The 25,263-nt window shown below is 65.2% G+C and carries 19 protein-coding genes; 5 read left to right on the top strand and 14 right to left on the bottom strand.

The window, feature by feature from the left end; all coding sequences use genetic code 11:
- Positions 1–3: 3 nt before the first annotated feature.
- From ACFODV_RS07840 to ACFODV_RS07820, 5 genes are all read right to left on the bottom strand, one after another.
- Entirely contained in the window at positions 4–1,089 is a 1,086-nt protein-coding gene (locus ACFODV_RS07840; protein WP_379757216.1) for an ABC transporter ATP-binding protein, read from the bottom strand.
- Positions 1,086–2,216, bottom strand: a complete 1,131-nt coding sequence (locus tag ACFODV_RS07835) for an ABC transporter ATP-binding protein (RefSeq protein ID WP_379757213.1) — start codon at positions 2,214–2,216, stop codon at positions 1,086–1,088. Before ACFODV_RS07835 ends, ACFODV_RS07840 begins: the two co-directional genes overlap by 4 nt.
- Positions 2,191–3,156, bottom strand: a complete 966-nt coding sequence (locus ACFODV_RS07830; RefSeq protein ID WP_379757210.1) for an ABC transporter permease — start codon at positions 3,154–3,156, stop codon at positions 2,191–2,193. Before ACFODV_RS07830 ends, ACFODV_RS07835 begins: the two co-directional genes overlap by 26 nt.
- A complete protein-coding gene (locus tag ACFODV_RS07825) occupies positions 3,153–4,130 on the bottom strand; it encodes an ABC transporter permease (RefSeq protein WP_379757207.1) in 978 nt (325 codons plus the stop codon). Before ACFODV_RS07825 ends, ACFODV_RS07830 begins: the two co-directional genes overlap by 4 nt.
- Before the next feature lie 68 nt (positions 4,131–4,198).
- Positions 4,199–5,779: an ABC transporter substrate-binding protein gene (locus ACFODV_RS07820; protein WP_379757204.1), complete on the bottom strand. Its 1,581-nt coding sequence runs from the start codon at positions 5,777–5,779 to the stop codon at positions 4,199–4,201.
- A 179-nt stretch (positions 5,780–5,958) separates the two neighbouring features.
- Between ACFODV_RS07820 and ACFODV_RS07815 the strand changes: the two genes are divergently transcribed.
- Genes ACFODV_RS07815 through ACFODV_RS07800 form a run of 4 tightly spaced genes read left to right on the top strand, consistent with a single transcriptional unit; the run spans position 5,959 to position 10,265 of the window.
- A complete protein-coding gene (locus tag ACFODV_RS07815; RefSeq protein WP_379757201.1) occupies positions 5,959–6,627 on the top strand; it encodes a Cupredoxin in 669 nt (222 codons plus the stop codon).
- Positions 6,624–8,954 carry a bifunctional diguanylate cyclase/phosphodiesterase gene (locus ACFODV_RS07810; RefSeq protein ID WP_379757199.1) on the top strand — a complete coding sequence of 777 codons (2,331 nt, stop codon included), beginning with the start codon at positions 6,624–6,626 and terminating at the stop codon, positions 8,952–8,954. Before ACFODV_RS07815 ends, ACFODV_RS07810 begins: the two co-directional genes overlap by 4 nt.
- Positions 8,951–9,805, top strand: coding sequence for a DUF3034 family protein (locus ACFODV_RS07805; protein WP_379757196.1), 855 nt, complete (start codon positions 8,951–8,953; stop codon positions 9,803–9,805). Before ACFODV_RS07810 ends, ACFODV_RS07805 begins: the two co-directional genes overlap by 4 nt.
- Positions 9,806–9,821: 16 nt before the next feature.
- A complete protein-coding gene (locus ACFODV_RS07800; protein ID WP_379757194.1) occupies positions 9,822–10,265 on the top strand; it encodes a group I truncated hemoglobin in 444 nt (147 codons plus the stop codon).
- 81 nt (positions 10,266–10,346) lie between these two features.
- Here the strand turns inward: ACFODV_RS07800 and ACFODV_RS07795 are convergent, their stop codons facing one another.
- The 8 genes from ACFODV_RS07795 to ACFODV_RS07760 form a co-directional block, all read right to left on the bottom strand.
- Positions 10,347–11,726, bottom strand: coding sequence for an L-serine ammonia-lyase (locus ACFODV_RS07795; protein WP_379757191.1), 1,380 nt, complete (start codon positions 11,724–11,726; stop codon positions 10,347–10,349).
- A 55-nt stretch (positions 11,727–11,781) separates the two neighbouring features.
- The gene (gene purU / locus ACFODV_RS07790) at positions 11,782–12,660 is read right to left on the bottom strand and encodes a formyltetrahydrofolate deformylase (protein WP_449271890.1); all 879 of its coding nucleotides are present in this window, start codon (positions 12,658–12,660) and stop codon (positions 11,782–11,784) included.
- Positions 12,661–12,739: 79 nt separating this feature from the next.
- Positions 12,740–13,390: a sarcosine oxidase subunit gamma gene (locus ACFODV_RS07785; protein WP_379757188.1), complete on the bottom strand. Its 651-nt coding sequence runs from the start codon at positions 13,388–13,390 to the stop codon at positions 12,740–12,742.
- A complete protein-coding gene (locus tag ACFODV_RS07780; RefSeq protein WP_379757185.1) occupies positions 13,383–16,433 on the bottom strand; it encodes a sarcosine oxidase subunit alpha family protein in 3,051 nt (1,016 codons plus the stop codon). Before ACFODV_RS07780 ends, ACFODV_RS07785 begins: the two co-directional genes overlap by 8 nt.
- Complete coding sequence (locus tag ACFODV_RS07775; RefSeq protein WP_379757182.1) at positions 16,430–16,786, bottom strand: sarcosine oxidase subunit delta; 357 nt, start codon at positions 16,784–16,786, stop codon at positions 16,430–16,432. Before ACFODV_RS07775 ends, ACFODV_RS07780 begins: the two co-directional genes overlap by 4 nt.
- A gap of 11 nt (positions 16,787–16,797) precedes the next feature.
- Entirely contained in the window at positions 16,798–18,048 is a 1,251-nt protein-coding gene (locus tag ACFODV_RS07770) for a sarcosine oxidase subunit beta family protein (protein ID WP_379757179.1), read from the bottom strand.
- A gap of 47 nt (positions 18,049–18,095) precedes the next feature.
- On the bottom strand, positions 18,096–19,400 hold the full coding sequence (gene glyA / locus ACFODV_RS07765; RefSeq protein ID WP_379757176.1) for a serine hydroxymethyltransferase: 1,305 nt from the start codon (positions 19,398–19,400) through the stop codon (positions 18,096–18,098).
- Between the two features lie 149 nt (positions 19,401–19,549).
- Positions 19,550–20,656, bottom strand: a complete 1,107-nt coding sequence (locus tag ACFODV_RS07760; RefSeq protein ID WP_379757173.1) for an FAD-binding oxidoreductase — start codon at positions 20,654–20,656, stop codon at positions 19,550–19,552.
- Positions 20,657–20,984: 328 nt separating this feature from the next.
- Here ACFODV_RS07760 and ACFODV_RS07755 point away from each other — a divergent pair, with 328 nt between their 5' ends.
- Entirely contained in the window at positions 20,985–22,271 is a 1,287-nt protein-coding gene (locus tag ACFODV_RS07755; RefSeq protein ID WP_379757170.1) for an aromatic ring-hydroxylating oxygenase subunit alpha, read from the top strand.
- Positions 22,272–22,381: 110 nt separating this feature from the next.
- Here the strand turns inward: ACFODV_RS07755 and fdhF are convergent, their stop codons facing one another.
- Positions 22,382–25,258 carry a formate dehydrogenase subunit alpha gene (fdhF, locus tag ACFODV_RS07750; protein WP_379757168.1) on the bottom strand — a complete coding sequence of 959 codons (2,877 nt, stop codon included), beginning with the start codon at positions 25,256–25,258 and terminating at the stop codon, positions 22,382–22,384.
- Positions 25,259–25,263: the final 5 nt, after the last annotated feature.

Genomic DNA, 25,263 nt, shown 5'->3' with positions numbered 1-25,263 from the left:
TTCTCACCCGATGCGCCCCTCCTCCACGGCGTGGCAGGCCACCTCGCTGCCGTCGTCTCTGGCGATCATCAATGGCACCTCGGCCTTGCAGCGCTCATTCGCATGGGGGCAACGCGGATGGAAGGCGCAGCCCGAGGGAGGATGCACCGGGTTGGGCACCTCCCCTTCTATCATCGTGCGCTCGCGGCCCTCGCCCTCCAGCGAAGGCACCGCCGCCAGCAGCATCCGCGAATAGGGATGGTGAGGCGTGGCGAACAGCTGGTCGGCGGGAGCGATCTCGGCGATGCGCCCCAGGTACATGACCGCGATGCGGTCAGCCATATGCTTGACCACTGCCATGTCGTGACTGATGAACAGGTAGGTCAGGCCGTACTGCTGCTGCAGGTCCTTCATCAGGTTGAGGATCTGCGCCTGCACCGAGACATCCAGCGCCGAGGTGGGCTCATCGCAGACCATGAACTCCGGCTCGTTGGCGAGCGCCCGAGCGATGGAGATGCGCTGGCGCTGACCACCGGAGAACTCATGGGGGTAGCGCAGCGCATCCGCCGGCGACATGCCTACCTGTTCGAGCAGTTCGCCCACCCGGCGCCGACGATCGATACCGCTCATCTCGGGACGGAAGAAGCGCAGCGGCTCACCGATGATGGTGCCCACCCGCCACAGCGGATTGAGGCTGGCATAGGGGTCCTGGAAGATCATCTGGAAGCGCTGGCGGATCGCCGCCGACTGGCGACCACTTCGCCCCGCCAGGTCGCTGATGTCCTGCCCGTCGAAGATAAGCCGGCCGCGGGTCAGGCCGTAGAGCCCGACAATCAGCCGCGCCACGGTGGACTTGCCGCAGCCGGACTCGCCCACCAGGGCAACGGTCTCGCCACGGCGGATGGTGAAGCTCACCCCGTCCACCGCTTTCAGCGTCAGCTTCTCGGCACGCTCCAGTACCCGGTTGAGCCAGGGCTTGGAAACATCGAAGTGGCGCGCCAGGTCGGTGGCCTCCAGCAGAACCTCACCGCTCTCTGCGGTCGGGGTCGGCCCGGTCTGGCGAGACCCGGTCTGGCGAGACCCGATCTGAATAGGGTGAATCCGGCTCATCGAGCTGTCTCCCGGGGGCTATCCAGAGCTGGCTCGCCCTCGCCCTGTAGTTTGCTCTGTGCGTCGCGGCGCGGCAGCGGGTTCTCGGGGTCATGCAGCCAGCAGGCGGCTTGGCTGCCGCCCGCCGGCAGCAGCTCAGGGCGCTCGGTGCGGCAGCGCTCGGCGGCGTGGGGGCAGCGCGGATTGAAGGCGCAGCCCGCGGGGATCGCCGCCAGGCGCGGCATGGCGCCCTCGATCTGGTAAAGCCGCTCGCGGCGCTCGGCCAGGCCCGGAATGGAGGCCATCAGCCCCACGGTGTAGGGGTGCTGCGGATGGCGGATCACCTCGTTCACCGGGCCAATCTCGATCAGCCGGCCGGCGTACATGACCGCGACCCGGTCGGCGGTCTCGGCGATCACTCCCATGTCATGGGTCACCAGCATCACCGCGGCGCCGCGCTCAGCGCAGACCCGCTTGAGCAGGGCGAGGATCTGGGCCTGCACCGAGACGTCCAGCGCCGTGGTGGGCTCGTCGGCGATGATCAGCTCCGGTTCGGCGGCCAGCGCCAGGGCGATCACCACCCGCTGGCGCATGCCGCCGGAGAACTGGTGGGGATAGGCGGCAAGCCGCGCCTCCGGCGCCGGGATGCCCACCTCGGTGAGTAGCGCCAGGGCCCGCGCCCGGGCCTCCTTCTCGCCGATCGGCAGATGGGTGCGTAGCGTTTCCATCAGCTGGTCGCCGATGGAGAACAGCGGATTCAGGCTGGTCAGCGGGTCCTGAAAGATCATGCCGATGTGCCGCCCGCGTAGCGGCACGAAGTCTTCCTCGGCGAGGTCATCGATACGCCGCCCCGATAGGCGAACCTTGCCGCCTGCGATATGGCCGGGTGGCTCGAGCAGGCGAATCACGGCGTTGCCGGTCATCGACTTGCCGGCGCCGGACTCCCCCACCACGCCAAGCACTTCCCCCGGGGCGATATCGAAGGAGATGTCATCCAGCGCCACCAGGGTGGCGTGGCGGGTGGGGAACTCCACCCGCAGCTGGCGCACGCTGAGCACGGGTTCCTGGGTGCCATCAGGGGGGAGACCGGTGGCGCTCTGGTTATCGTTATCGGAGCTCTGCTTATCTGAGCTTGGGGTTGAGGACATCACGCAACCAGTCTCCCAGCAGGTTGACGGAGAGCGCCAGCAGCAGCAGCGCCATTCCGGGGAAGAGCAGGATCCACCACTCGCCCGAGAACATGTAGTCCTGGCCGACCCGGATCAGGGTGCCCAGGCTCGGCTGGGTGGCCGGCATGCCGACCCCCAGGAACGACAGCGTGGCCTCGGCGATGATGGCGAGCGCAAGGCCAATGGTGCCGATCACCAGCACCGGGCGCATCACGTTGGGCAGAATGTGCTGGAAGAGGATGCGGTGATCCGGCAGGCCGATCACTCGGGCCGCCTGCACGTACTCCTTGCCCTTCTCCACCATGGTTGCCCCGCGCACCGCCCGGGCGTACTGCACCCAGTCGGAGAGGCCGATGGCCACGATCAGCACGATGATCGCCACCTCGGCGTGCATGGAGCGCGGCAGGAAGCCGCGGATCACCCCGAAGATCAGCAGCGCCATCAGGATCGAGGGGAAGGTGAGCTGGACGTCGGCGATGCGCATGATCAGGGCATCGCGCCAGCCGCCGCGGAAGCCCGCCATCAGGCCGAGTGCCGTGCCCAGCGCCAGGGCGAAGAGCACAGCGGCGAAGCCCACCAGCAGCGAGATGCGCGAGCCGTAGAGAATCGCCGAGAAGACGTCACGGCCCTGGCTGTCACTGCCCAGCAAATAGAAGTTGCCAGTGAAGTCCGAGGTAGTGAGCGGCGGCGTAAAGGCGTCGATCAGTTCTAGCTGGATCGGGTCGAAGGGATTCTGAGGCGCGATCCAGGGGGCGAACAGGGCGCCTGCAAACATCACCAAGGTGACAACAGTGGCGAGTATCACCACCGGCTGGCGCTTCCATGAGTAGACGATATCGCTGGCCAGGAAGGTGCGAAGCCGACTCGGCGAAGGCGGCACGACCGGGACGGTCTCGGTGGTCTTTAGTGGCTGGCTCATTCGGCACCCCCCTGCACGCGCAGGCGCGGATCCACGGCGTAGTAGAGCAGGTCAACGATCAGGTTGATGATCACGAACACCAGAGCAATCATCATCAGGTAGGCGGCCATCACCGGAACATCGACGAAACGGACCGCGGTGATGAACAGCGCCCCCACACCGGGCCACTGGAACACCGTCTCGGTGATGATGGCGAAGGCGATGATGGTGCCCAGCTGCAGGCCGATGATGGTGATCACCGGGATCAGGGTGTTCTTCAGCGCGTGGCGCAGGTTAACCACCCGCTTCGACAGCCCGCGTGCCCGGGCGAACTTGATGTAGTCGGTGCGCAGCACCTCGAGCATCTCGGCGCGCACCAGGCGCATGATCAGCGTCAGCTGAAAGAGGCCGAGGGTAATCGCCGGCAGAATCAGCGACTTCAGCCCGCTGACGGTGAGCAGGCCGGTATTCCACCAGCCCAGGTCGACCACCTGGCCGCGGCCGAAGGCGGGCAGCCAGCCCAGCTCCACGGCGAAGAGGTAGATCAGCAGGATGCCGATCAGGAAAGTGGGCAGCGACACGCCGATCAGCGAGGCGGTCATGATGAACTTCGACAGCCAGCTGCCGCGCTGGATAGCGGTATAGATGCCGAGCACGATGCCCATGACCACGGCGAAAATCGCCGAGATGACGGCGAGCTCCAGGGTGGCCGGCAGGCGCTCAAGAATCAGGTCGCTGACCGACCGCGCCGAACGGTAGGAGATGCCGAACTCGAACTGGGCGGCGTTCACGACGAACTGCCAGAACTGCACCACCACCGGCTGGTCGAGCCCAAGCTGGGCGCGCAGGGCCTCTCGGTCGAGCTCGGTGGCCTCCTGGCCAAGCATATTGAGCACCGGGTCGCCGACGTAGTGAAACAGCGAGAAAGAAATGAGCGCGACCACGAACATCACGAAGATGGCCTGCAGCACGCGTTGGATCAGGAAAGCGAGCATGGGGTGTCCATAACGTTATGCCCCCCGGGCGCTTGTGGCGACCGGGGGGTTGGGGCGTTACCAGCGAATCAGTCGTTTAACTTCAGGTACTTGAAGTGCGGTGTGTTCTCGCTCTGTACCTTGAAGTCGATATCGTCGCGCATCGACCAGGTCAGCATCTGGTGATGGATCGGGATGTAGACGATCTCGTCGTGCACGATCTGCCAGGCTTCCTCGATCATGGCGTTACGCGCCTCAATGTCGGTCTCCTGGCCCATGGCCACGGTCAGTTCGTCGACCCGCTCGTCGGAGAAGCCAGTGAAGTTCCAGCTGCCGCGATCGCCCTCCTTGGTGTGGTAGAGATAGTTGAAGACGTACTCGGAATCCATGGTCGGCACGCCCCAGCCGAGCATGTAGAAGTCGTACTCCTCACGGGCCAGCTCGGCGAAGTGAAGCGACCGGGTCTGAGCCACCAGGTCCACGGTGATACCGATTCGCGCCAGCATGCTGACCACCGCCTGGCAGATTTGCTCATCGTTGACATAGCGGTCGTTGGGGCACTGCAGAGTGACGCGGAAGCCGTCACCGTAGCCGGCCTCGGCCATCAGCTCCTGGGCACGGCCCAGGTCGGGCGGCAGCACGGCGTCGAGCGCCTCTGAATAACCGTTGACGAAGGGCGGCGCGATCATCCCGGCGGGCTCGGAATTGCCGCGCATCACCGCCACCTGGACGGTGGTGGCATCCACGGCGAGGTTGATCGCCTCGCGCACCCGGTGGTCGGCGAAGGGGTTATCATCGGTATCGGCGGTGCGCAACTCGGTGGAACCCAGGTCCATGCCCAGAAAGATGGTGCGGTTCTCGGCACCCTGCTCATTCTTGAGGCCCGGGGCTCTGCCCATGCGCTCGATGTCCTGCACCGGGGTCTCCTGGAGCAGGTCCACCTCGCCGGAGAGCAGTGCCGCCACCCGGGTGGCCGCCGACTCGATGGGCGTGAAGATGAGTTCGGAGATCTCCATGGGGTAGTGGTCAATACCCCAGTAGTCATCGTTGCGCATCAGTACAGTGCGCACGTCGGGCTCGCGGCTCTGCACCCTGAAGGGGCCAGTGCCGTTGGCGTTACGCACCGCATGGGTCTCCTCGCCAGCGGCGTAGTTCTGGGGCTCCTCGACACCATGCTCCTCGGCCCAGGCGCGGCTCATGATGAACAGGTTGGTAAAATTGTTGGGCAACAGCGGGTTGGGGTCGTGGGTCTCGACGTGCACCGTATAGTCGTCGGCCGCGCGCACCTCACTGATGGAGGTCAACAGACCCCGCATGTCGGCGTTCTCGTGGCGGGCGCGATTGAGCGAGAAGACCACATCGTGGGCGGTCAGGGCCTGACCTTCATGGAAGGTGACCCCCTCGCGAATCTTGAACACCCAAATGTGCGGGTCGTCGCCGTGGACGAACCACTCGGTGGCGAGGCCCGGCTGGTACGCCACGTCCATGTCCTGATAGATCAGGGTGTCGAAGATCTGGTGGTTGAGGGCATGGGTTGGCCCCTCGTTCTGGGAGTGGGGATCGAGGGTCAGGCCGTCGGCGGAGCGGGTCCAGCGCAGCGTCTCGGCGTGGGCGGCACTCGCCACCATGGCAGCGGCGATGGCGCTGGCCAGAAGAGTCTTCCTGAGCATCTTGTTGTTCCTCGTTCAAGCGTTTTACGGGCGCATGCCCTGAACATGTTTCTCCCATAAGGTAGAAGAGAATGCCAGCGTCTCCCCGTGGAAGGTTTCAGCGCTGCTTCGACACTCACTCCGTCAACGCTGCCTCGTGCTAGCATTCGTCACGACATGATTCCTTTCGGAGCCTTCCGATGATGGCCTATCGCAGCCCCCACGTTGGACTACTACTGCTTCTCCTGGTGGGCGCCGCACCGGCTTTGGCGGCCAGTCTTCAGGTGGTCGATGCCCATGACAATACCCCGCTCGCCGGTGCCGTGGTGGAGGTCCATCACCCAGGCTCCTATCTGCCCAGGACCGATAACGACATCATCCAGCGTGACGCCACCTTCATCCCACATGTCTCGCTGGTGCCCGCGGGCAGCCGAGTGAGCTTTCCCAACCGCGACACCACGCGCCACCATGTCTTCTCCTTCTCTCCGGCCAAGCCCTTCGAGCTGGAGCTCTACTTGCAGGAAACCCCGCCGCCCTTGGCATTTGATCGAGCCGGTGTGGTGGTGCTCGGCTGCAACATCCACGACCACATGCGCGCATTCCTCGTGGTCAGTGATGCGCCCACCGCAGCAATGACCGATGCAGATGGCCGTGTGTCGCTAGCGGATCTCCCCCCAGGAACACATGCCCTGAGGGTCTGGCATCCGCGGCTGGAGGACACGCATCAGATGTGGTGGGAAGGGACCATCGACGCCGAAGAGTCACGTTCCGTCGCACTCGAGCTTCGGGCCACCCAAACCGCTCCTTCCGAGCCTTCGGCTCTGCAGAAGCGGTTCCGGGAGGCGCTCGAGGATCGGGCAAGCGAATGAGTTTTCGTCGTCGACTCCTGCTGGTCATGCTATCGGTAGTGATGCTGGCTCAACTGGTCACCGCCGGAGCCACTCTGAACACCCTTCAGCGCGACGTACAGGATAAGGCCAGCCATGACCTGGTGGTGGGGCTCGATGTCATGCAGCAGCTGCTGATAGAACGCGGCGCCCGACTCCGCCACAACGTGTCGATACTGGCCAACGACTTCGGCTTCAAGAGCGCCGTCGCCACTCAGGACACCCCGACGCTGCAGAGCGTGCTGGCCAACCACGGTGACCGCGCCGGTGCTGATCTGGTGTTCCTGGCGGCGCCGGATGGCCAGCTACTGGCCAGCAGTCATCACGCCCCCGGGATTCCCCTCCCCTATCCCGAACTCTGGGAACATGCCCGCGATAGCGGCGAGAGTGTCCAGGTAGCCATTGAGGCGGGACGGCCCTATCAGGTCGTGCTGTTGCCGGTACGCGCCCCGGGCCTGATCGGATGGGTGGGAATGGGGTTCTTGCTGGGCGATGCCCTGGCAGGCGAGATCGGCGACCTGATCGGCCTGGAAGCCAGCGTGTTCGCCCTGGGAGAAGCTGGCGCCTCGCCTTTCATCGCCTCCCCTCTTCCGCCGGCCCAGCAGGCACGCCTGGGCACACTGGAAACCGCCCTGGCGGACGGCCGCTATCTCGAACTCAGCGCCTACGACGCCCAGGGCGACTATTTAACCCGCGCCCGCCTTCTGCATGAAGGGCAAGGAGGACGTGTCTATGCCATTGCCCAGCAGTCCCGCGATGCCCTGATGGCGGTCTATACGGAGCTACGCTGGCAGCTGCTGGCGATTTTCGCCGCCGCCCTGACCCTCACGGCCCTGATCGCGGCCCTCAGCGCCCGCCGAATGGCCCGTCCGCTGACAACGCTTGCCGATGCCGCAAGGCGCATAGGCCGCGGCGAGCGGCTGGCCACCCGGCCGGTCGCGGATAGCGGTGAAGTCGGGCTGCTGGCGGACACCCTGATGGTCATGCAGCAGGATATCGACCGCCGCGAGCAGACCCTGCTCTTCCAGTCGCGACATGACCAGCTGACAGGACTGGGCAACCGACATTCGGCACAGCAGGATATCGGCGACCTCATCGCCACATCGCGCCCATTTACTCTATTGCGCCTTTCGGTGAATGGATTTCGCGCCATCAACGACACCTTCGGCTATGACATTGGCGACCAGGCGCTACGCACCCTGGCGGAACGCCTTGATGCCGTACCGCCCCCCCGGATGGGATCCTATCGATTGAGCGGCGACGAATTCCTGCTGATCCTGGATACCCCCGCTGCCGATGCGCGAACGATCGCGGACCTACATCACCGGCTGGCCGTCCCCATGGACATGCAGGGCTCCCCGATCCGTCTGACGCTCGCCATCGGCGAGGTACGCCATCCGCAGCATGGTGACAGCGCCGCCCTGCTGCTCAGGCGCGGTGAGATCGCCCTGGACATGGCCCGCCAGGCCCGACGACCTCACCAGTGCTATGCCGAGGGTCTGGACGAGCGCCACCTGCGCCAGCTTACCCTGGTGCGAGACCTCCAGGGAGCCGCACAGAACGGCGAGCTGACCCTGGTCTATCAGCCTCAGCTAGAGATGCGCAGCGGCCATCTGGTCAGCGTCGAGGCGCTAATGCGCTGGCGACATCCCGAGCTGGGCTTTATTCCACCCGACGAGTTCATCATCCTGGCCGAACGCTCGGGCCTGATACAAGGAATGACGGCCTGGATGCTGGAGACCGTCTGTGCACAGCTGGCGGCCTGGGAGGCCGAGGGGATGCCACTGGCGGTCGCCGTCAACCTCTCTGCCCAGGACATCAACGACCCTGGCCTCCCCGGCCGTATTGCCGACTGCCTGGCGCGGCAGGGGCTCTCCTCTGCCCACCTGCGCCTGGAGATCACCGAGAGCGCCATCATGCAAGACCCGGAACACGCCAGCGAGCAGCTGACCCGTCTGCGCGAGACGGGGCTGCGTATCGCCGTTGACGATTTCGGTACCGGCTATTCTTCCCTGGCTCAGCTGAAGCGACTGCCGGTACAGGAGCTCAAGATTGATAAATCCTTCATCCTGCGACTCGCCGAGAGCCCCGACGATGAGATCATCGTGCGTTCAACCATCGAGTTGGCCCACAACCTGGGGCTCGAAGTCGTCGCCGAGGGCGTAGAGACGCCCGCGTCTCGAGTCCTGCTGGAAGCCTTGGGTTGCGACCTGCTGCAGGGCTATCTTTTCTCGCGCCCCCTGCCGCCGGATGAACTGCTGACCTGGGCGCGCACTCGCCGATCCTGTCCCACAGGAGCCGCCCCATGACCATCCGTTTGTCCTCCTTGATGATGCTGACACTTGCCCTGGGACTGCTGCTGGCCGTCGTGAACCCTACTTTCGCCGGCAGCCGCCTGCCGGCCACCGGCGGTGTCAGCGCCGTGGAGGGCGCCGCTGGCGGGGGACTCTCTCCCTGGGGGGTACTGACCGGCACCGCCAGCGAGGGGGAATGGGCCGTCACGGCAACACGAACAGCGGCTCGCCTGGACGACTATCGTCTGGACGTCAGCGGTATCGCCAGCAACTGGAATGACCGCCTGGAAGTTTCTTTCTCACGCCAGCGCCTGGGGCTAGACACCCTGGGTGGGAAGCTCGAACAAGACATCCTTGGCGCCAAGCTGAAGCTGCTGGGCGACCTGCTCTATCATCCTTGGGGCATCTGGAGCCTGGGCGTTCAACACAAGGCGCTGGATGATGGCCGACTCCCCCTCGCGGTCGGCGCCAGGAGCACTAGCGGCAATGACGTCTATCTCGCCGGCAGCAAGCTGTTTTTCGATGTCCTGGCGGGGCGCAATCTGCTGGCGAACCTGACTCTGCGCTCGACCAAGGCGAACCAGGGCGGCCTGCTGGGTTTTGGAGGCGATCGCCGGGCATCACGCTCTCTGGTCGTCGAGAGTTCACTGGGGCTCTTCCTGTCCCCCCGGTGGGTAGTCGGCGTGGAGTACCGCCAGAAACCCGATAACCTCGGCTTTGCCGCGGAAGACGACTGGCAGAGCCTCTACAGCGCCTACTTCTTCAACAAGCATGTGTCGCTGACCGGTGCCTGGCTTGACCTGGGGAGCATTGCCGGCCTTGACGATCAAGGGGGTGGCTACCTGTCGCTCCAGATCGCTTTCTGACTTTTCGAGGTAGCCCATGCAGCCATTCATGCGCCTGAAGAGGCCATTCCTGCCGGCCCTGCTGGCCCTCTTCCTGCTAACCGGCTGTGCCACTGGCCAGCAGGATGACCTCTACACCCAGCTGGGCGGTGAGCCCGGTATCTCCGTCATCGTCGAGGACTTCACGCTGCGACTGGCCGATGATCCCGAGATCGTCACCTTCTTTGCCAACTCCAACATCGACCTCTTCGTCGCCTCACTGAAAGATCAGCTCTGTGACATCGCCGACGGTCCCTGCCGCTACGAAGGGCCGCCAATGGACCGGGCACACCAGCACATGGGCCTGACCGATGCCCACTTCAATACGGTGGTACAGCATATGCAGGCAGCCCTGATCCGTCAGGAAGTGCCAGTCGGGGCGCGCAACCAATTGCTGGGCAGGCTGGCCCGGCTCCATCGCGACATCATGAAGCTCCAGTGACGCGGCCACCGAAGACGTGGCTCGAGGCAGCGGTCAGTCCCCGGCGCCTCTCAGTGGCCGATCAGCCGCACGACTGAATACTCAGCACTCGATGGCGTTGACGGCGAGCCCGCCCAACGAGGTTTCCTTGTACTTCGCCTGCATGTCGCGGCCGGTGTCACGCATGGTGCGAATCACCTTGTCCAGGGAGATAAAGTGTTCGCCATCGCCGCGCAGCGCCATCTGGGCGGCGTTGATCGCTTTTACCGAGGCGATGGCGTTGCGCTCGATGCAGGGCACCTGAACGAGGCCGCCCACCGGGTCGCAGGTCAGCCCCAGGTTGTGCTCCAGGCCAATCTCGGCGGCGTTCTCCACCTGGCCGACGCTGCCCCCCATCAGCTCGGTAAGGCCGGCGGCGGCCATGGCACAGGCCGAGCCCACCTCGCCCTGGCAGCCCACCTCGGCGCCAGAAATGGAGGCATTCTTCTTGCACAGGATGCCTATGGCGCCGGCCACCAGCAGGAAGTCCACCACGTCTCGCTCGCATGCACCCGGCTGGAACTGCATGTAATAGTGCAGCACCGCGGGGATGATGCCCGCCGCCCCGTTGGTGGGCGCGGTAACCATGCGACCGCCGGCGGCATTTTCCTCGTTGACCGCCAGGGCATAAAGGTTGACCCAGTCCATGGCCGACATCGTCGAGGCGATCAGCGAACCGTTATCCTCGGCCACCAGCAGCCGCTGATGCAGCCAGCGAGCACGCCGGCGAACATTCAGCCCACCGGGCAGCACGCCCTCTGCCTCCAGGCCCTTATCCACGCAGGCCTTCATGGCCTGCCATATCTGACACAGGCCGGCACGAATCTCCGCCTCGCTGCGCCAGGCCTTCTCGTTCTCCAACATCAACTCGCCAATACGCAGGCCGCTTTCCCGGCACATGCGCATCAGCTCAGCCGCGGTGTGGAAGTCGTGGGGCAGTACGGTGGTATCGGCGTCGAGCTCACCCTGCTCGGCCTGGGCCTGAGACACCACGAAGCCACCGCCCACCGAATAATAGGTGTTCTGGTAGCAATCGCCGCCGGGGCCATGAGCGATCAGGCGCATGGCATTGGGGTGGTGAGGCAGGCACTCGGTGAAAAGCTGCATGTCGCGCTCCCACAGAAAGGGCACGCGGCGATGGCCGTCGAGGCGCATGGCCCCACACTCCAGCAGCGTCTCGATGGCAGGACCGATGATCACGGGGTCAATGCGGTCCGGCCGCTCCCCCATCAACCCCATGATCACCGCCCGATCGGTGCCGTGGCCGATGCCGGTGGCGGAGAGCGAACCGAACAGCTGGACCTCGATGCGCACCACGCGCTCGAGCCGTTCTCGCTCCTTGAGCTCGGCGACGAAATCGAAGGCGGCCCGCATGGGCCCCACGGTATGGGAGCTCGACGGCCCGATACCGACCTTGAACAGATCGAAGACGCTGATTGGCATGCTTATTTCCCCTACCAGAATAATTGTCGTTGTTTTGGCTAGCGCTCGACGTTGGCTATCGCTCGAAGATCACGGTGCGTCTTGCATGCAGGAAGACGCGTCGTTCCACGTGCAGGGCCACGGCCTTCGCCAGTGCCAGACACTCGATATCCCGCCCCTTGGCCACCAGGTCCTCCGGATAGTCGGCATGGCTGACCGCCTCGACCGCCTGGGTGATGATCGGCCCCTCGTCCAGGTCGTCGTTGATGTAGTGGGCCGTCGCGCCGACCAGCTTCACGCCCTTCTCGTAGGCCTGGTGGTAGGGTTTCGCCCCCTTGAAGCCCGGCAGCAGCGAGTGGTGAATATTGATGGCACGACCGCTGAGCTTCTCGCACATGTCGCTGGAGAGCACCTGCATGTAACGGGCCAGGATCACCAGCTCGGCACCGGTCTCCTCGATCACCCGAGCCACCTGCGCCTCCTGCTCGGGCTTGGTCTCGGGTGTAATCGGGAAATGGTGGTAGGGCAGGCCGTGCCAGGTCGCCAGCCCCTCCAGATCGGGATGGTTCGATACCACGGCACGAATCTCGATCGACAGCTGGCCGGTCCGATAGCGGTACAGCAGGTCATTCAAGCAGTGATCCGCCTTTGAGACCATGATCACCACCGGAATGCGGGCGCCCGGCGAGGTGAGCTCGAAGACCATCTCGAACTCGCCGGCTCGAGCCGCGAAAGACGCCTGAAAGGCCTCGGCATCGAAATCGGTATCCTGGGGAATGAACTCGGTGCGGATAAAGAAGCGGTCGACGAGACGGTCGTCGAAGGACTGCTGCTCGGTGATGTAGCAGCCGCTCTCCTTGAGGAAGCGGGTCACCACGTCCACGGTGCCCAACCGGCTGGGGCACTGGGCTGTGAGAATCCAGGTATCGGCGCTCATATCGGCGCTACGACTCATCGGGCTCATGGGTTGTCTCCTGACGAAGCAGGCCGGGGCGAGCCCCGGCCTGGAAACACATTGAAGGAAGGGCCGGGGGTCAGCGTGCAACGCCGATGCCGTACTCCTCGCCGGCATCGAGCAGCCAGCGATAGGTGTAATCAGCGAAGCTGCGGCGTACCACCAGCTCCCAGCGAGCCTCGCTGGGCCGGCGCAGGATCACCGTTGTCTTGGCAAAGACCGTGGTGACGCCCTTGCCGACCGGAAAGTGGCTGGGATGAACATCGTAGATCACCGACTTCATCAACAGCTCCCGGGCGGCCTCGCCTTCCAGCTCGACCAGGGTCTGGCCGCCGCTGGCGTTGCTGATGGCGAAGTGGGCGCCGGCCAGTGCCTCTCGCAGCCGGTTCTCCACCGCGAACTCCTCACCGCCGGGCACGATCACCAGCCACTCGTCGGGAGAAAGCCACTGGAGGGAACGCGTACCCTCCGCGTCATGGACCAGGCCCTGAGGCTCACCGGGCAACGAGACGCCGAGCACCTCGCGAACCGCCTCGTCGAGGACGATGGCACCGCCGCGCAGGATCAGGTGGCCGAGAAACGGCCGCTCGCGCAGCGTCACTCGACTCCTGGCAGTGGGAGTCGGCGCTCCCGAACGGCGGTAGGCGAAGGCCAGCGGTGACGCCAGGGGGACCTTGGCCTCGGTGCGGGTATCGAAGGTCCTGACCGTTTCGACGGCAGTGTTAGACATTCTGGCGCTCTCCCTTGGGATCGATAAAGACCGGGCTGACGATCTCGGCCTCGTGGGTCTGGCCGTCGGCCATGGGCAGGAAGACGGTCTCGCCCATCTTCTGCTGTCCGCCCTTGACCACCGCCAGGGCAAAGCCCGAGCCCAGGGTTGGGCTGTAGTAGCTCGAGGTCACGTGCCCCACCATCGGTATGGGAATCGCATGGTTCGGATCGAGAACGATCTGCGCGCCCTCCTCCAGCACCACCTTGGGGTCTCTGGGCCGGAGACCCACCAACTGTTTGCGGTCGGTTCGCGACGTGTCCGAACGCGTCAACGCTCGCTGGCCAATCCAGGAGAACGGCTTGTCGTACCCCACGCACCACTGCATGCCGAGGTCTTCCGGTGTCACCGAACCGTCGGTCTCCTGACCGGCGATGATAAAACCCTTTTCCGCCCTCAGGACGTGCATCGTTTCCGTACCGTAGGGCGTCAGACCGTATTTCTCACCGTGGGCGAACAGCGCGTCCCAGACGTGCTGGGCGTAGTTGGCCTGGACGTTGATTTCATAGGCGAGCTCGCCGGTGAAGGAGATGCGGAACACCCGGGCGGGGACATCGGCCACGCGACCCTCGCGCCAGTCCATGAACGTGAACGCCTCACGGTCCAGATCCATGTCGGTCAGTTCGGCCAGCAGCTTGCGCGCCTCGGGCCCGGTGATGGTCATGGTCGCCCAGTGGTCGGTCACCGAGGTGAAATAGACCTGCAGCTCCGGCCACTCGGTCTGGTGCCACAGCTCCAGCCACTCCAGCACGCCGGCCGCGCCGCCGGTGGTGGTGGTCATCAGGAAGTGGTTCTCGCCCAGGCAGCTGGTGGTGCCGTCATCGAACACCATGCCGTCGTCCTTGCACATCAATCCGTAGCGCACGCGGCCGGGCGCCAGCTTGGCCCACTTGTTGGTATAGACCCGCCCCAGGAATTCACGGGCGTCGGGGCCCTGGATATCGATCTTCCCCAGCGTCGAAGCGTCGAGGATCCCCACCGCCTCGCGCACGGCGAGGCACTCCCGGGCCACCGCTTCGTGCATGGTCTCTATCTTGCCGTCGATCCGACGCGGAAAGTACCAGGGCCGTTTCCACTGGCCCACGTCCTCGAACTCCGCTCCCTGCTCCACGTGCCACTGGTGCATGGCAGTGTAGCGCTCGGGGTCGAAGAGCTCTCGGCAATGGCGTCCGGCGATGGCGCCGAAGGTGACCGGGGTGTAGTTGGGACGGAACACCGTGGTGCCCACCTCGGGAATCGACTTGCCCAGGCAGCGGGCGGCGACGGCCATACCGTTAATGTTGCCGAGCTTGCCCTGGTCCGTGCCGAAGCCCATGGCCGTATAGCGCTTGACGTGCTCGATGGACTCGAAGCCCTCACGGGTCGCCAGCTCGATACCCGCGGCGGTGACGTCGTTCTGCAGGTCGACGAACTGCTTGGGCGCGCGCAGCGCCGCCTTCTCATGGGGGACCTGATAGAGCGCGCAGGCCGCGCCGTCACGACGTACGGCGACGTGCGGCAGGCTCACCGAGGCGGCCTCGAAGCCGGCATCGCTGGCCGCCTGACGGCCCGCTGCCACGCCGTCTGCCAGGACCTCAGCGGTGGCGGTGACGCCATGAGCACCGCCGGCCGCACTGACGCCCTTCACCAGGGTGGGGACGAAGGCCAGCAGGTCGTCACGCCAGGTCGGCCGCCCACCCGTGTGGGAGGCCAGGTGGATGACCGGGCTGTAGCCGCCGGAGCTGGCGATGGTGTCGCAGGCCAGGGTCTCGACCTTGCCGACGACACGAAAGCCTTCCAGGTCGACCTTCGCCACCCGGGCGCCACTGACACGCGTCTCGCCCCGGGCCTCGATCACCGCGCTGCCGGTGATGATGCGGATTCCCTGGGCGCGGGCCTGCTCGACCAGTTCGCCCTCCGGATTGGCACGGGCGTCGGCGATGGCCACCACCTCGCGGCCGGACGCTTTTCCAAGTTCATGCCAGTCCAGGGCAACACGGTAGGCGTGATCATTGCTGGTGGAGAGCACCAGTCGCCGACCAGGAACCACCCCGTAGCGACGAATGTAGGTCGACACGGCACCGGCCACCAGGTTACCGGGCACGTCATTGTTTGAGTAAACGAGCGGCCGCTCATGGGTCCCGGTGGCCAGCACCACTCGGCCGGCCCGCACGCGGTGCATGCGCGAGCGCACCTGTCGGCGACCGTCGAGCAGGGGCGCCGTCTCACCCAGATGCTCGGTGCGACGCTCATGCAGGGTCACAAAATTGTGATCGTGATAGCCGTTGGCGGTGGTACGCGGCAGCAGCACCACGCTATCCATACCGGCCAGTTCTTGCCGGGCCTCGGCAACCCACTGGTGGGCCGACTTGCCATCGAGAGTCTCACGGGTGTCCAGCAGCGAGCCGCCCATCTCTTCCTGCTCGTCAACGAGGATCACCCGGGCGCCGCTGCGGGCCGCAGCCAGCGCGGCGGCGAGACCTGCAGGGCCAGCCCCGACCACCAGCACGTCGCAGTGCTGATGCAGATGATCGTAGATGTCCGGGTCGTTCTCGGCGGGGCTGCGCCCCATGCCCGCTCCCTTGCGGATGAACTTCTCGTAAGTCATCCACAGGGAGGCCGGCGCCATGAAGGTCTTGTAGTAGAACCCGGGCGGCATGAACTTGCCGCCCAGCTTGCCGACCAGACTCATCATGTCGCGCTGGACGTTCGGCCAGCCGTTGGTGCTACGCGCCTCCAGGCCATCGAACAGCGCCTGCTGAGTCGCCCGCACGTTGGGCACCTGCCCGGCCTCGGTGCTGCCGAGCTGGACCACGGCATTGGGTTCCTCGGCGCCCGCCGCCACGATGCCCCGCGGCCGGGAATATTTGAAGCTGCGATTGACGATATCAACGCCGTTGGCCAGCAGTGCAGAGGCCAGGGTGTCGCCGGCATGCCCCTGGTAACGCTTGCCGTTGAAGGTGAAGTCCAGCGTGCGGGTGCGGTCGATGCGTCCGCCCTGGCCGAGGCGATGGGGTTGGCTCATACGTGGACTCCTGCCTGTTGCGCGACCTGTGCCTGGCGCGACGCCGCCTCGGTGCTGTTGCCCTGGGGGTGTTCCGCGGTAAACGACGGCTGCTCGCCCATCTTGTAGGTCTCGAGGATCTCGTAACTTACGGTGTGGCGCGTGATATTGAAGAACTTGCGACACCCCACGGCGTGCACCCACAGCTCGTGATGAATGCCACGCGGGTTGTCCCGGAAGAAAAGGTAGTCACCCCACTCTTCATCGGTGCAGGCCGCGGGGTCCGCCGGACGGGCGATATGCGCCTGGCCCTTGGGGTGGAATTCCTCCTCTTCCCGGAGCTCGCCGCAATAGGGGCAGTGAATATAGAACATGGCGAAATCTCCTAGTGGGCCACGCCGGCGGCACCGTGCTCATCGACGAGCGCCCCGGTATGGAAGCGGTCGATGGAAAACGGCGCGGCAATCGAGTGCATCTCGCCCCTGGCAAGACTGGCAGCGAAGACATGCCCCGACCCCGGAGTGGCCTTGAAGCCGCCGGTCCCCCAGCCGCAGTTGAAATACAGTCCCTTCACCCGGGTCTTGGAAAGAATCGGGCAGGCATCCGGGCAGGTGTCGACGATGCCCCCCCACTGGCGGTTCATGCGCACCCGGGAGAAGATCGGGAACATCTCGACGATCGCCTGCAGGGTGTGTTCCACGGTGGGGTAGCTACCGCGCTGTCCATAGCCGTTGTAGCCGTCGATACCGGCGCCGATGACCAGGTCGCCCTTGTCCGACTGGCTGATATAGCCGTGCACGTGGTTGGACATCACCACGGTGTCGAGCACCGGCTTGAGCGGCTCCGACACCAGCGCCTGCAGCGGATGGGACTCCAGCGGCAACTTGATGCCGGCCATCCCGGCCATCACGCCGGAGTTGCCGGCCGTCACGCAGCCCACGGTCTTCGCCTCGATATCGCCGCGGTTGGTGTGCACCCCGTAGATCTGACCGTCGCGGATCTTGAAGCCGGTCACTTCGGTCTGCTGGAGGATGTCCACGCCGTGGGCATCGGCCGCTCGGGCGAACCCCCAGGCCACGGCGTCATGACGGGCCACCCCGGCTCGCGGCTGCCAGGAAGCCCCCAACACCGGGTAGCGAGCGTGCTTCGAGCAGTCCATGATCGGCACCAGAGCCTGAACGCCTTTGGCATCCAGGACCTCCCCATCGATGCCGTTGAGGCGGTTGGCGTTGACCCGGCGCTGGATATCCCGCATGTCCTGCAGGGTATGGCCCAGATTCAAGACGCCCCGCTGGGAAAACATGACGTTGTAGTTGAGATCCTGGGAGAGGCCTTCCCACAGTTTCATCGAGTGCTCGTAGAGGGCGGCGGCCTCGTCCCATAAATAGTTGGAACGTACGATGGTCGTATTGCGAGCGGTGTTACCGCCGCCCAGCCAGCCCTTCTCGATCACCGCCACGTTCTTGACGCCGAACTCCTTGGCCAGATAGTAGGCGGTGGCCAGCCCATGGCCCCCGCCCCCGACGATGATCACGTCGTACTGTTTCTTGGGCGTCGGGTTGCGCCACTGGCGCTCCCAGTTCTCATGGTGGCTCAGCGCGTGCTTGACCAGCCCGAAGCCTGAATAACGTTGCATAGGGGTCTCCTCAGCTCGGCCTCGCCGGGTCAGGCCCGGCGGCCGGTTCAAGCGATGGTGTCGACGGCAGTCTCGACGGCGGCGGTGGCCGGCCCGTAGACCGGATGGCGAGCACACAGCTCAGCGACCTTGGCCTTGACGTCGGCTTCCAGGTTGGCGCTGTCGCGGCCGCTTGCCAGGGCGTCAAGGATGTCGCAGATCCAGCCCGCCAGGACTGCGCAGTCCGCTTCATCGAAGCCGCGGGTGGTTACCGCCGGGGTGCCGATGCGCAGCCCCGAGGTCACGAACGGGCTCTGGGGATCGTTGGGCACGGCGTTCTTGTTGACGGTGATATGGGCGCGACCCAGCGCCGCGTCGGCGTCCTTGCCCGTCACTCCCTGCCGGATCAGCGACACCAGGAAGAGATGATCATCGGTGCCGCCGGAGACCACGTCATAGCCGCGCTCGATGAACACTCCCGCCATGGCTCGAGCGTTGTCGATGACGCGTTGCTGGTACTGCACGAATTCCTGACTCATGGCCTCCTTGAAGGCCACCGCCTTGGCGGCGATGACGTGCATCAGCGGGCCGCCCTGCTGGCCCGGGAAGACCGCGCCGTTAAGCTTCTTGTAGAGGTCCGCATCACCGTGGGCGGAGAGGATCAGGCCGCCGCGGGGACCACGCAGGGTCTTGTGGGTGGTGGTGGTAACCACATGGGCATGGGGGATCGGGCTGGGGTAGTGGCCGGCGGCGACCAGACCGGCGACGTGGGCCATGTCCACCAGCAGCCAGGCACCAACGGCATCGGCGATATCGCGGAAGCGACGCCAGTTGATGATGCGGGAGTAGGCCGAAAAACCAGCGATGATCAGCTTGGGTTGGTGCTCGTGAGCCAGTCGCTCGACCTCGGCGTAATCGATCTCGCCGGTGTCCGTGTTCAGCCCGTACTGGACCGCGTGGTAGTACTTGCCGGAGAAGTTGGGCGCCGCCCCGTGGGTCAGGTGGCCCCCGTGAGCCAGGCTCATGCCGAGGATGGTGTCACCCGGCTTGACCAGCGCCATGAAGGCCGCGGCGTTGGCCTGGGCACCGGAGTGGGGCTGAACGTTGGCGTAGTCGGCACCGAACAGGGCACAGGCGCGGTCCATGGCGAGCTGTTCGACCACGTCGACGTGCTCGCAGCCGCCATAGTAGCGCTTGCCGGGGTAGCCTTCGGCGTACTTGTTGGTCAGCTGAGTGCCCTGGGCCTCCATGACCTGGGGGCTGGCGTAGTTCTCCGAGGCGATCAGCTCGATGTGGGCTTCCTGGCGGACCACCTCGTCGGCGATGGCGGCGGCGATCTGCGGGTCGGTCGTTGTAAGGCTGCTGGTGTTCATGGCATCACCCTGGTGGTTGGCTTCGTTACGGTAAGAGAAAGGAGGGCGCGACGTATTCTGGAAACGACACCGCCGTCATTGCGCGAGACAAAGGCCCGAGGTCAAGACGGAGCATCGCCGCCGGAGCGCGCCGACGGGGCGAGATCGCGTCAGTATTCCACCACCACGTCGCCCAGCGGCCTGCTGCAGCAGGAGAGGATATAGCCGTCTGCCACGTCCTCATCGGTGATGCCGCCGTTGTGTTCCATGTCGACCTGCCCAGCAGCCAATGGCACGCGACAAGTGCCGCAGATCCCCATGCCGCAGGCCTTGGGAATATGCAGGCCCAGCTTGGCCGCGGCGGTGTGCACCGTATCGCCGGGGTGTATGCGCACGCTCTTGCCGGACTGGCGAAACTCGACGCTGATCATGTCGGCAAGGTCGAACTCTTCGGCCGCAGCCTCGGCCTGTTCGACGTGCTCGGTGACCTCTTCCTGGATCGCCAACGGCGTGGCGCCAAAGGACTCCTCATGGTAGTGCGCCATGTCGAAGCCCTTTTCCCGCAGCAGCGTCTTGATGGCCTCCATGTACGACGTGGGGCCACAGCAGAAGATCTCGCGGTCCATGAAGTCCGGCGCCATCAGCAGCAGCATCGGCAGGCCGAGGTAGCCCCGGAAGCCGGCCCAGGCGTCTCCCAGCTCGTCGCTGCGCTCGCACACGATGTGCAGCTGGAACTCGGGGATCCGCGAGAAGATATGTTCGAGCTCGCGGTGGAAGATGATGTCGCGCGGGGTGCGCGCGCTATGCACGAACTGCAGATCCACGGCCGCATTGGTGTCGAAGAACCAGCGTGCCATGGACATCAGCGGCGTGATGCCGACACCGCCGGAAAGCATCAGCACCTTGTCGGCGGGGTAGTCGATGACGTTGAAGTTGCCAACCGGCCCATGGACGGCCAACTCATCGTTGATTCCCAGGTTATCGTGCAGCCAATTGGAAACCATACCTCCCGGGATTCGCTTGACGGTGATCGAAAAGCTATAGGGAACGGACGGTGAGCTTGAGATGGTGTAGGAGCGCATCACCTGCTGGCCATCGATCTCCAACTCCAGCGTCACGAACTGCCCGGGTTTGAAGAAAAACATCACGGGCTGTTCGGCCATAAAGCAGAAAGTACGGGTATCCCAGGTTTCCTGAATCACCTTGACGCAGCGCACCAGGTGACGACCGTTGGTCCAGGTCTGGGTCGTGACGGGATTGAGAAAGCTTGTTGTCATTATCGTATCGCCCGGGCTGCAGCATGAAGGTCTCCGGCTGCGGTACGACCGGATGCCGTTGTGCGCATTCTGCGCAGGCTGATGTGCCGCGACTTGCCTGCCAGCGACACGGACATGCCCGTGGACTCCGGAACGTTCATCCATTGTTGCGCGTCTCGTCGCTGCGGTATCACCGAGCGTCGTGACCAGACAACTGGCCTTCAGGCCGCTGATTCACACTCGCCGCAATCCGTCACACTCTTCTCCCGTGAGCGGCCCTCCACAGGATCCCGGTTCCCCCGAACAACCCCGAGGCCGACAAAGCGGCCCAGCAAGAGGACGTATCGTCATGGACCCCATATCTCCCGCTCGTCTGGATGATCCCCTGGCGTCGGCACGCGAGGCCACCGCCGAGATGCTGACCCAGCGCCGTCGGCACTTTTCGTTGCCCCAGCCCTTCTATAACGATGCCCGGTTGTTCGCCCTGGACATGCAGGAGATCTTCGAAAAGGAGTGGCTATTCGCCGGGATGACCTGCGAAATTCCCGCCAAGGGGAACTACATGACCCTGGACGTGGGCGACAACCCCGTGATCATCGTGCGGGGCGATAACGGCAAGATTCATGCCTTCCACAACGTATGTCGGCATCGCGGCTCTCGTCTCTGCGTCAGTGACAAGGGCAAGGTCGCCAAGCTGGTCTGCCCCTATCACCAGTGGACCTACGAGCTGGACGGCCGGCTGCTGTTCGCCGGAAGCGACATGGGCGCGACCTTCGATCTTGCCGCCTATGGCCTCAAACCCGTGAACGTGCGTAGCGCCGGCGGCTATCTCTTCGTCAGCCTGGCCGAGGAGCCCCCGGCCATCGATGACTTCCTCCAAACCCTCGAGCAATACCTCGCCCCTTACGACATGGACAACGTCAAGGTGGCGGTGGAATCCAGCATCGTCGAACAAGCCAACTGGAAACTGGTGATCGAGAACAATCGTGAGTGTTACCACTGCAGCGGTGCCCATCCCGAGCTGCTCAACTCGCTGCAGGAGTTCGACGACAGCGACGACCCGCGCGCCACGCCGGCTTACCGGGCACTGGTGGCACGCAAGCAGCAGCAGTGGGAGGCGATGGGCGTGCCCTGGAAGCTCAGCCGCCTGGGCAAACGCAATCGTCTGACCCGCACCCCGCTGCTGGAAGGTACCGTCTCGATGACCATCGATGGCCAGCCGGCATGCCACAAACTGATGGGCCGGATACCCAGCGCTGATCTGGGCGCCTTGCGTATTCTCCATCTGCCCAATTCCTGGAACCATTTCATGGGCGATCACGCCGTGGTGTTCCGGGTGATGCCGCTCGGCCCCCAGCAGACGGTGGTGACCACCAAGTGGCTGGTCCACAAGGATGCCGTGGAGGGTGTCGATTACGATACGGCCCGTCTGCGCCGCGTGTGGGATGCCACCAACCAGCAGGATCGCCGCCTGGCGGAGGAGAACCAGCGGGGGATCAACTCCCGGGGCTATGAGCCCGGTCCCTATTCGGAGACGTTCGAGTTCGGCGTCATCGACTTCATCGACTGGTACAGCGAGAGCCTGCTGGAGAATCTCGGCCATACCGCACCGCATCTGAGGGTGGTGGAGGGCTGAGGTCTTCCTCACCGAACAACACGGCCCCCGGTGTATCTCACCGGGGGCCGTTTTATTCTGAGACATATGTCACAGCAGCATCTTTCCGTGATGCGCGATCCTCCTCCTTCTCAGTTTTCTTCCACCAATGCTGCCACCACGCGCTCCAACCGACAGGCGGCATACTTGAACTCGGGAATCTTGCCCACGGGGTCGAGCGCTGGATTGGTCAGCAGGTTGGCCGCCGCCTCACCGTAGCAGAAGGGCACGAACACCATTCCCTCCCTCATCAGCGGGTCGACCCGCACCTTCAGGGTGATCGCCCCACGACGGGTGGTGATGGTGATGTGCTCGCCGGGCGTCAGGCGCAGGCGCACCAGCTCCGCCGGGGCCAGGCTTGCCACCGGCTCGGGCTCGAGGTCGTCAAGCACTCGGGAACGGCGGGTCATGGAGCCGGTGTGCCAGTGCTCCAGCTGGCGGCCGGTAATCAGCACCGTGGGGAAGTCGCCGTCGACGGGCTCGTCGGGCGGGAGTGGCCGGGTCGGGGTAAACCGCGCGCGCCCGCTCTCGGTAGGGAAGGCCTCAGAGAACACCACGTCGGCCCCGGGTGCGTCGTTTGCGGGACAGGGATAGGTCACCGAGCTCTCGCGCTCCAGCCGCTCCCAGGAGATATGGTCCAGCGACGCCATCCCCTGCGTCATCTCGGCGAACACCTCGCGAGGGTGTTGGTAGTCCCAGTCCAGACCCAGCCGCACGGCGATCTGCTGGATGATCCACCAGTCGGGCTTCGCCTCGCCAGGGAGCGGGACGGCGGCGCGCCCCAGCTGCACCTGGCGGTTGGTGTTGGTCACCGTGCCATCCTTCTCCGGCCAGGCCGAGGCCGGCAGGATGACATCGGCGAACTGGGCGGTCTCGGTGACGAAGAGATCCTGCACCACCAGATGCTCGAGCTTGGCCATGGCCTTGCGCGCATGGTTCAGGTCCGGGTCAGACATCGCCGGGTTCTCGCCGAGGATGTACATGCCCTTGACGGTCCCGGCCGCGATGGCATCCATGATCTCCACCACGGTGAGCCCTGGCGTCGGATTGAGCGGGGCGTTCCAGAGCTCCTCGAAGGCCGCGCGAACCTGGGCGTCGGTCACCGGCTGGTAGTCGGGCAGCACCATGGGGATCATGCCGGCATCGGAGGCGCCCTGAACGTTGTTCTGGCCGCGCAGCGGGTGCAAGCCGGTGCCGGGGCGTCCTGTCTGGCCACAGGCCAGCGCCAGCGAGATCAGGCAGCGGGCGTTGTCGGTACCGTGCACGTGCTGGGAAATGCCCATGCCCCAGAAGATCATCGCCTTGTCGGCGGTGGCGTAGAGGCGGGCAAGCTCGCGAATCTGCTCGGGGGCGACGCCACAGGCCGGCGACATCGCCTCGGGGGTCAGCTCGCGCACGTGGGCCTTGAGCGCCTCGAAGCCCTCGGTGTGGGCATCGATATAGGCTTGATCAAAGAGCCCCTCGTCGACGATGACGTGGAGCATGGCGTTGTAGAGCGAGACGTCGCCGCCGGGCGTGAAGCGCACGCTGCGATGGGCGTAGGCGTCCAGTGCCTGGCCGCGGGGATCGAGGATGATCAGCTTGGTGCCGTTGCGCGCCGCCTGCTTGAAATAGGTGGCTGCCACCGGGTGGTTGATCGCCGGATTGCAGCCAGTAAGGATCACCACGTCGGCCTGCAGCGCCTGCATGAAGGAGGCGGTCACTGCCCCCGAGCCGATGCACTCCATCAGCGCCGCCACGGAGCTGGCGTGACACAGCCGGGTGCAGTGGTCGACGTGGTTGGAGCCGAAGCCGACGCGCACCAGCTTCTGGAACAGCCAGGCCTCCTCGTTGGAGCACTTGGCGCTGCCGAAGCCAGCCAGGGCGTCGGGGCCGTGGGCCGACTTGAGCGCGGCAAGCCCGCCGGCGGCGAGATCCAATGCTTCCTCCCAGCTCGCCTCGCGAAAATGGGTCAGCGGAGCGCGCGGGTCGAAGTCGGGATCGAGCCCCTTGGGCACGCCCGGCCGACGGATCAATGGCCGGGTGAGGCGCGCGGGATGATTGGGGTAGTCGAAGCCGAAGCGTCCCTTGACGCACAGGCGACCCTGGTTGGAGGGGCCGTCACGGCCCTCGACGAACAGGATGCGCTCGCCGTGTTCGGGGTCGTCCTTGATGTGATAAGTGAGCTGACAGCCCACGCCGCAGTAGGGGCAGACCGAGTCGACGGTGCGATCGGCGGCGCGGGAATCGCCGCGACCCTGGGCGTCCACCAGGGTCGCCGGCATCAGCGCGCCGGTGGGGCAGGCCTGGACGCACTCGCCGCAGGCCACGCAGGTGCTGTCTCCCATGGGGTCGTCGAAATCGAAGACGATCTTCGCGGCGGCGCCGCGATGGGCCAGGCCGATGACGTCGTTGCTCTGGACCTCGCGGCAGGCGCGCACGCAGAGGTTGCACGCGATGCAGGCGTCGAGGTTGACGCTCATCGCCGAGTGGGTGGCGTCGTGTCCACCGGCATGGGGCAGCGAGGCCGCCCGCTCGGCCACGTGGTGAACCGTGGGCGCCGCGCGCTCGGCCCGGGACGGCAGCCAGTCGCGAACCGCGGCGGCATCGATGGCCAACGCATCGGCCATGGCCCAGAAGTGGCTCGACCGGTCGGGGCCGTCGTTGCGCTCGGGCTGGTCGACGACCAGGAGTTCCATGACGCCCTCGCGCGCCACCCGGGCACGCTCGGAACTGGCGCTTTTCACCACCATGCCGGGCGTCGCCTCGCGCAGGCAGCTCGCCGCCAGCACGCGCTCGCCCTCGACCTCCACCATGCAGGCGCGACAGTTGCCGTCACTGCGATAGCCCGGCGCATCCTTGAAGCACAGGTGCGGAATGGTCTCTCCGGCGCGCTTTGCTACCTGCCACAGGGTCTCGCCCGGGTAAGCGCTCACGTCCACGCCATCGATGCTCAGGGTAAAGCGTTGGCTCACGCTCTGTTCGCTCATGCTCA

Source organism: Halomonas tibetensis (assembly GCF_042643535.1).
Lineage (GTDB): Bacteria > Pseudomonadota > Gammaproteobacteria > Pseudomonadales > Halomonadaceae > Halomonas > Halomonas tibetensis.
Note: the sequence above shows the minus strand (reverse complement) of the source record. Positions and strands in the feature narration are given on the sequence as shown.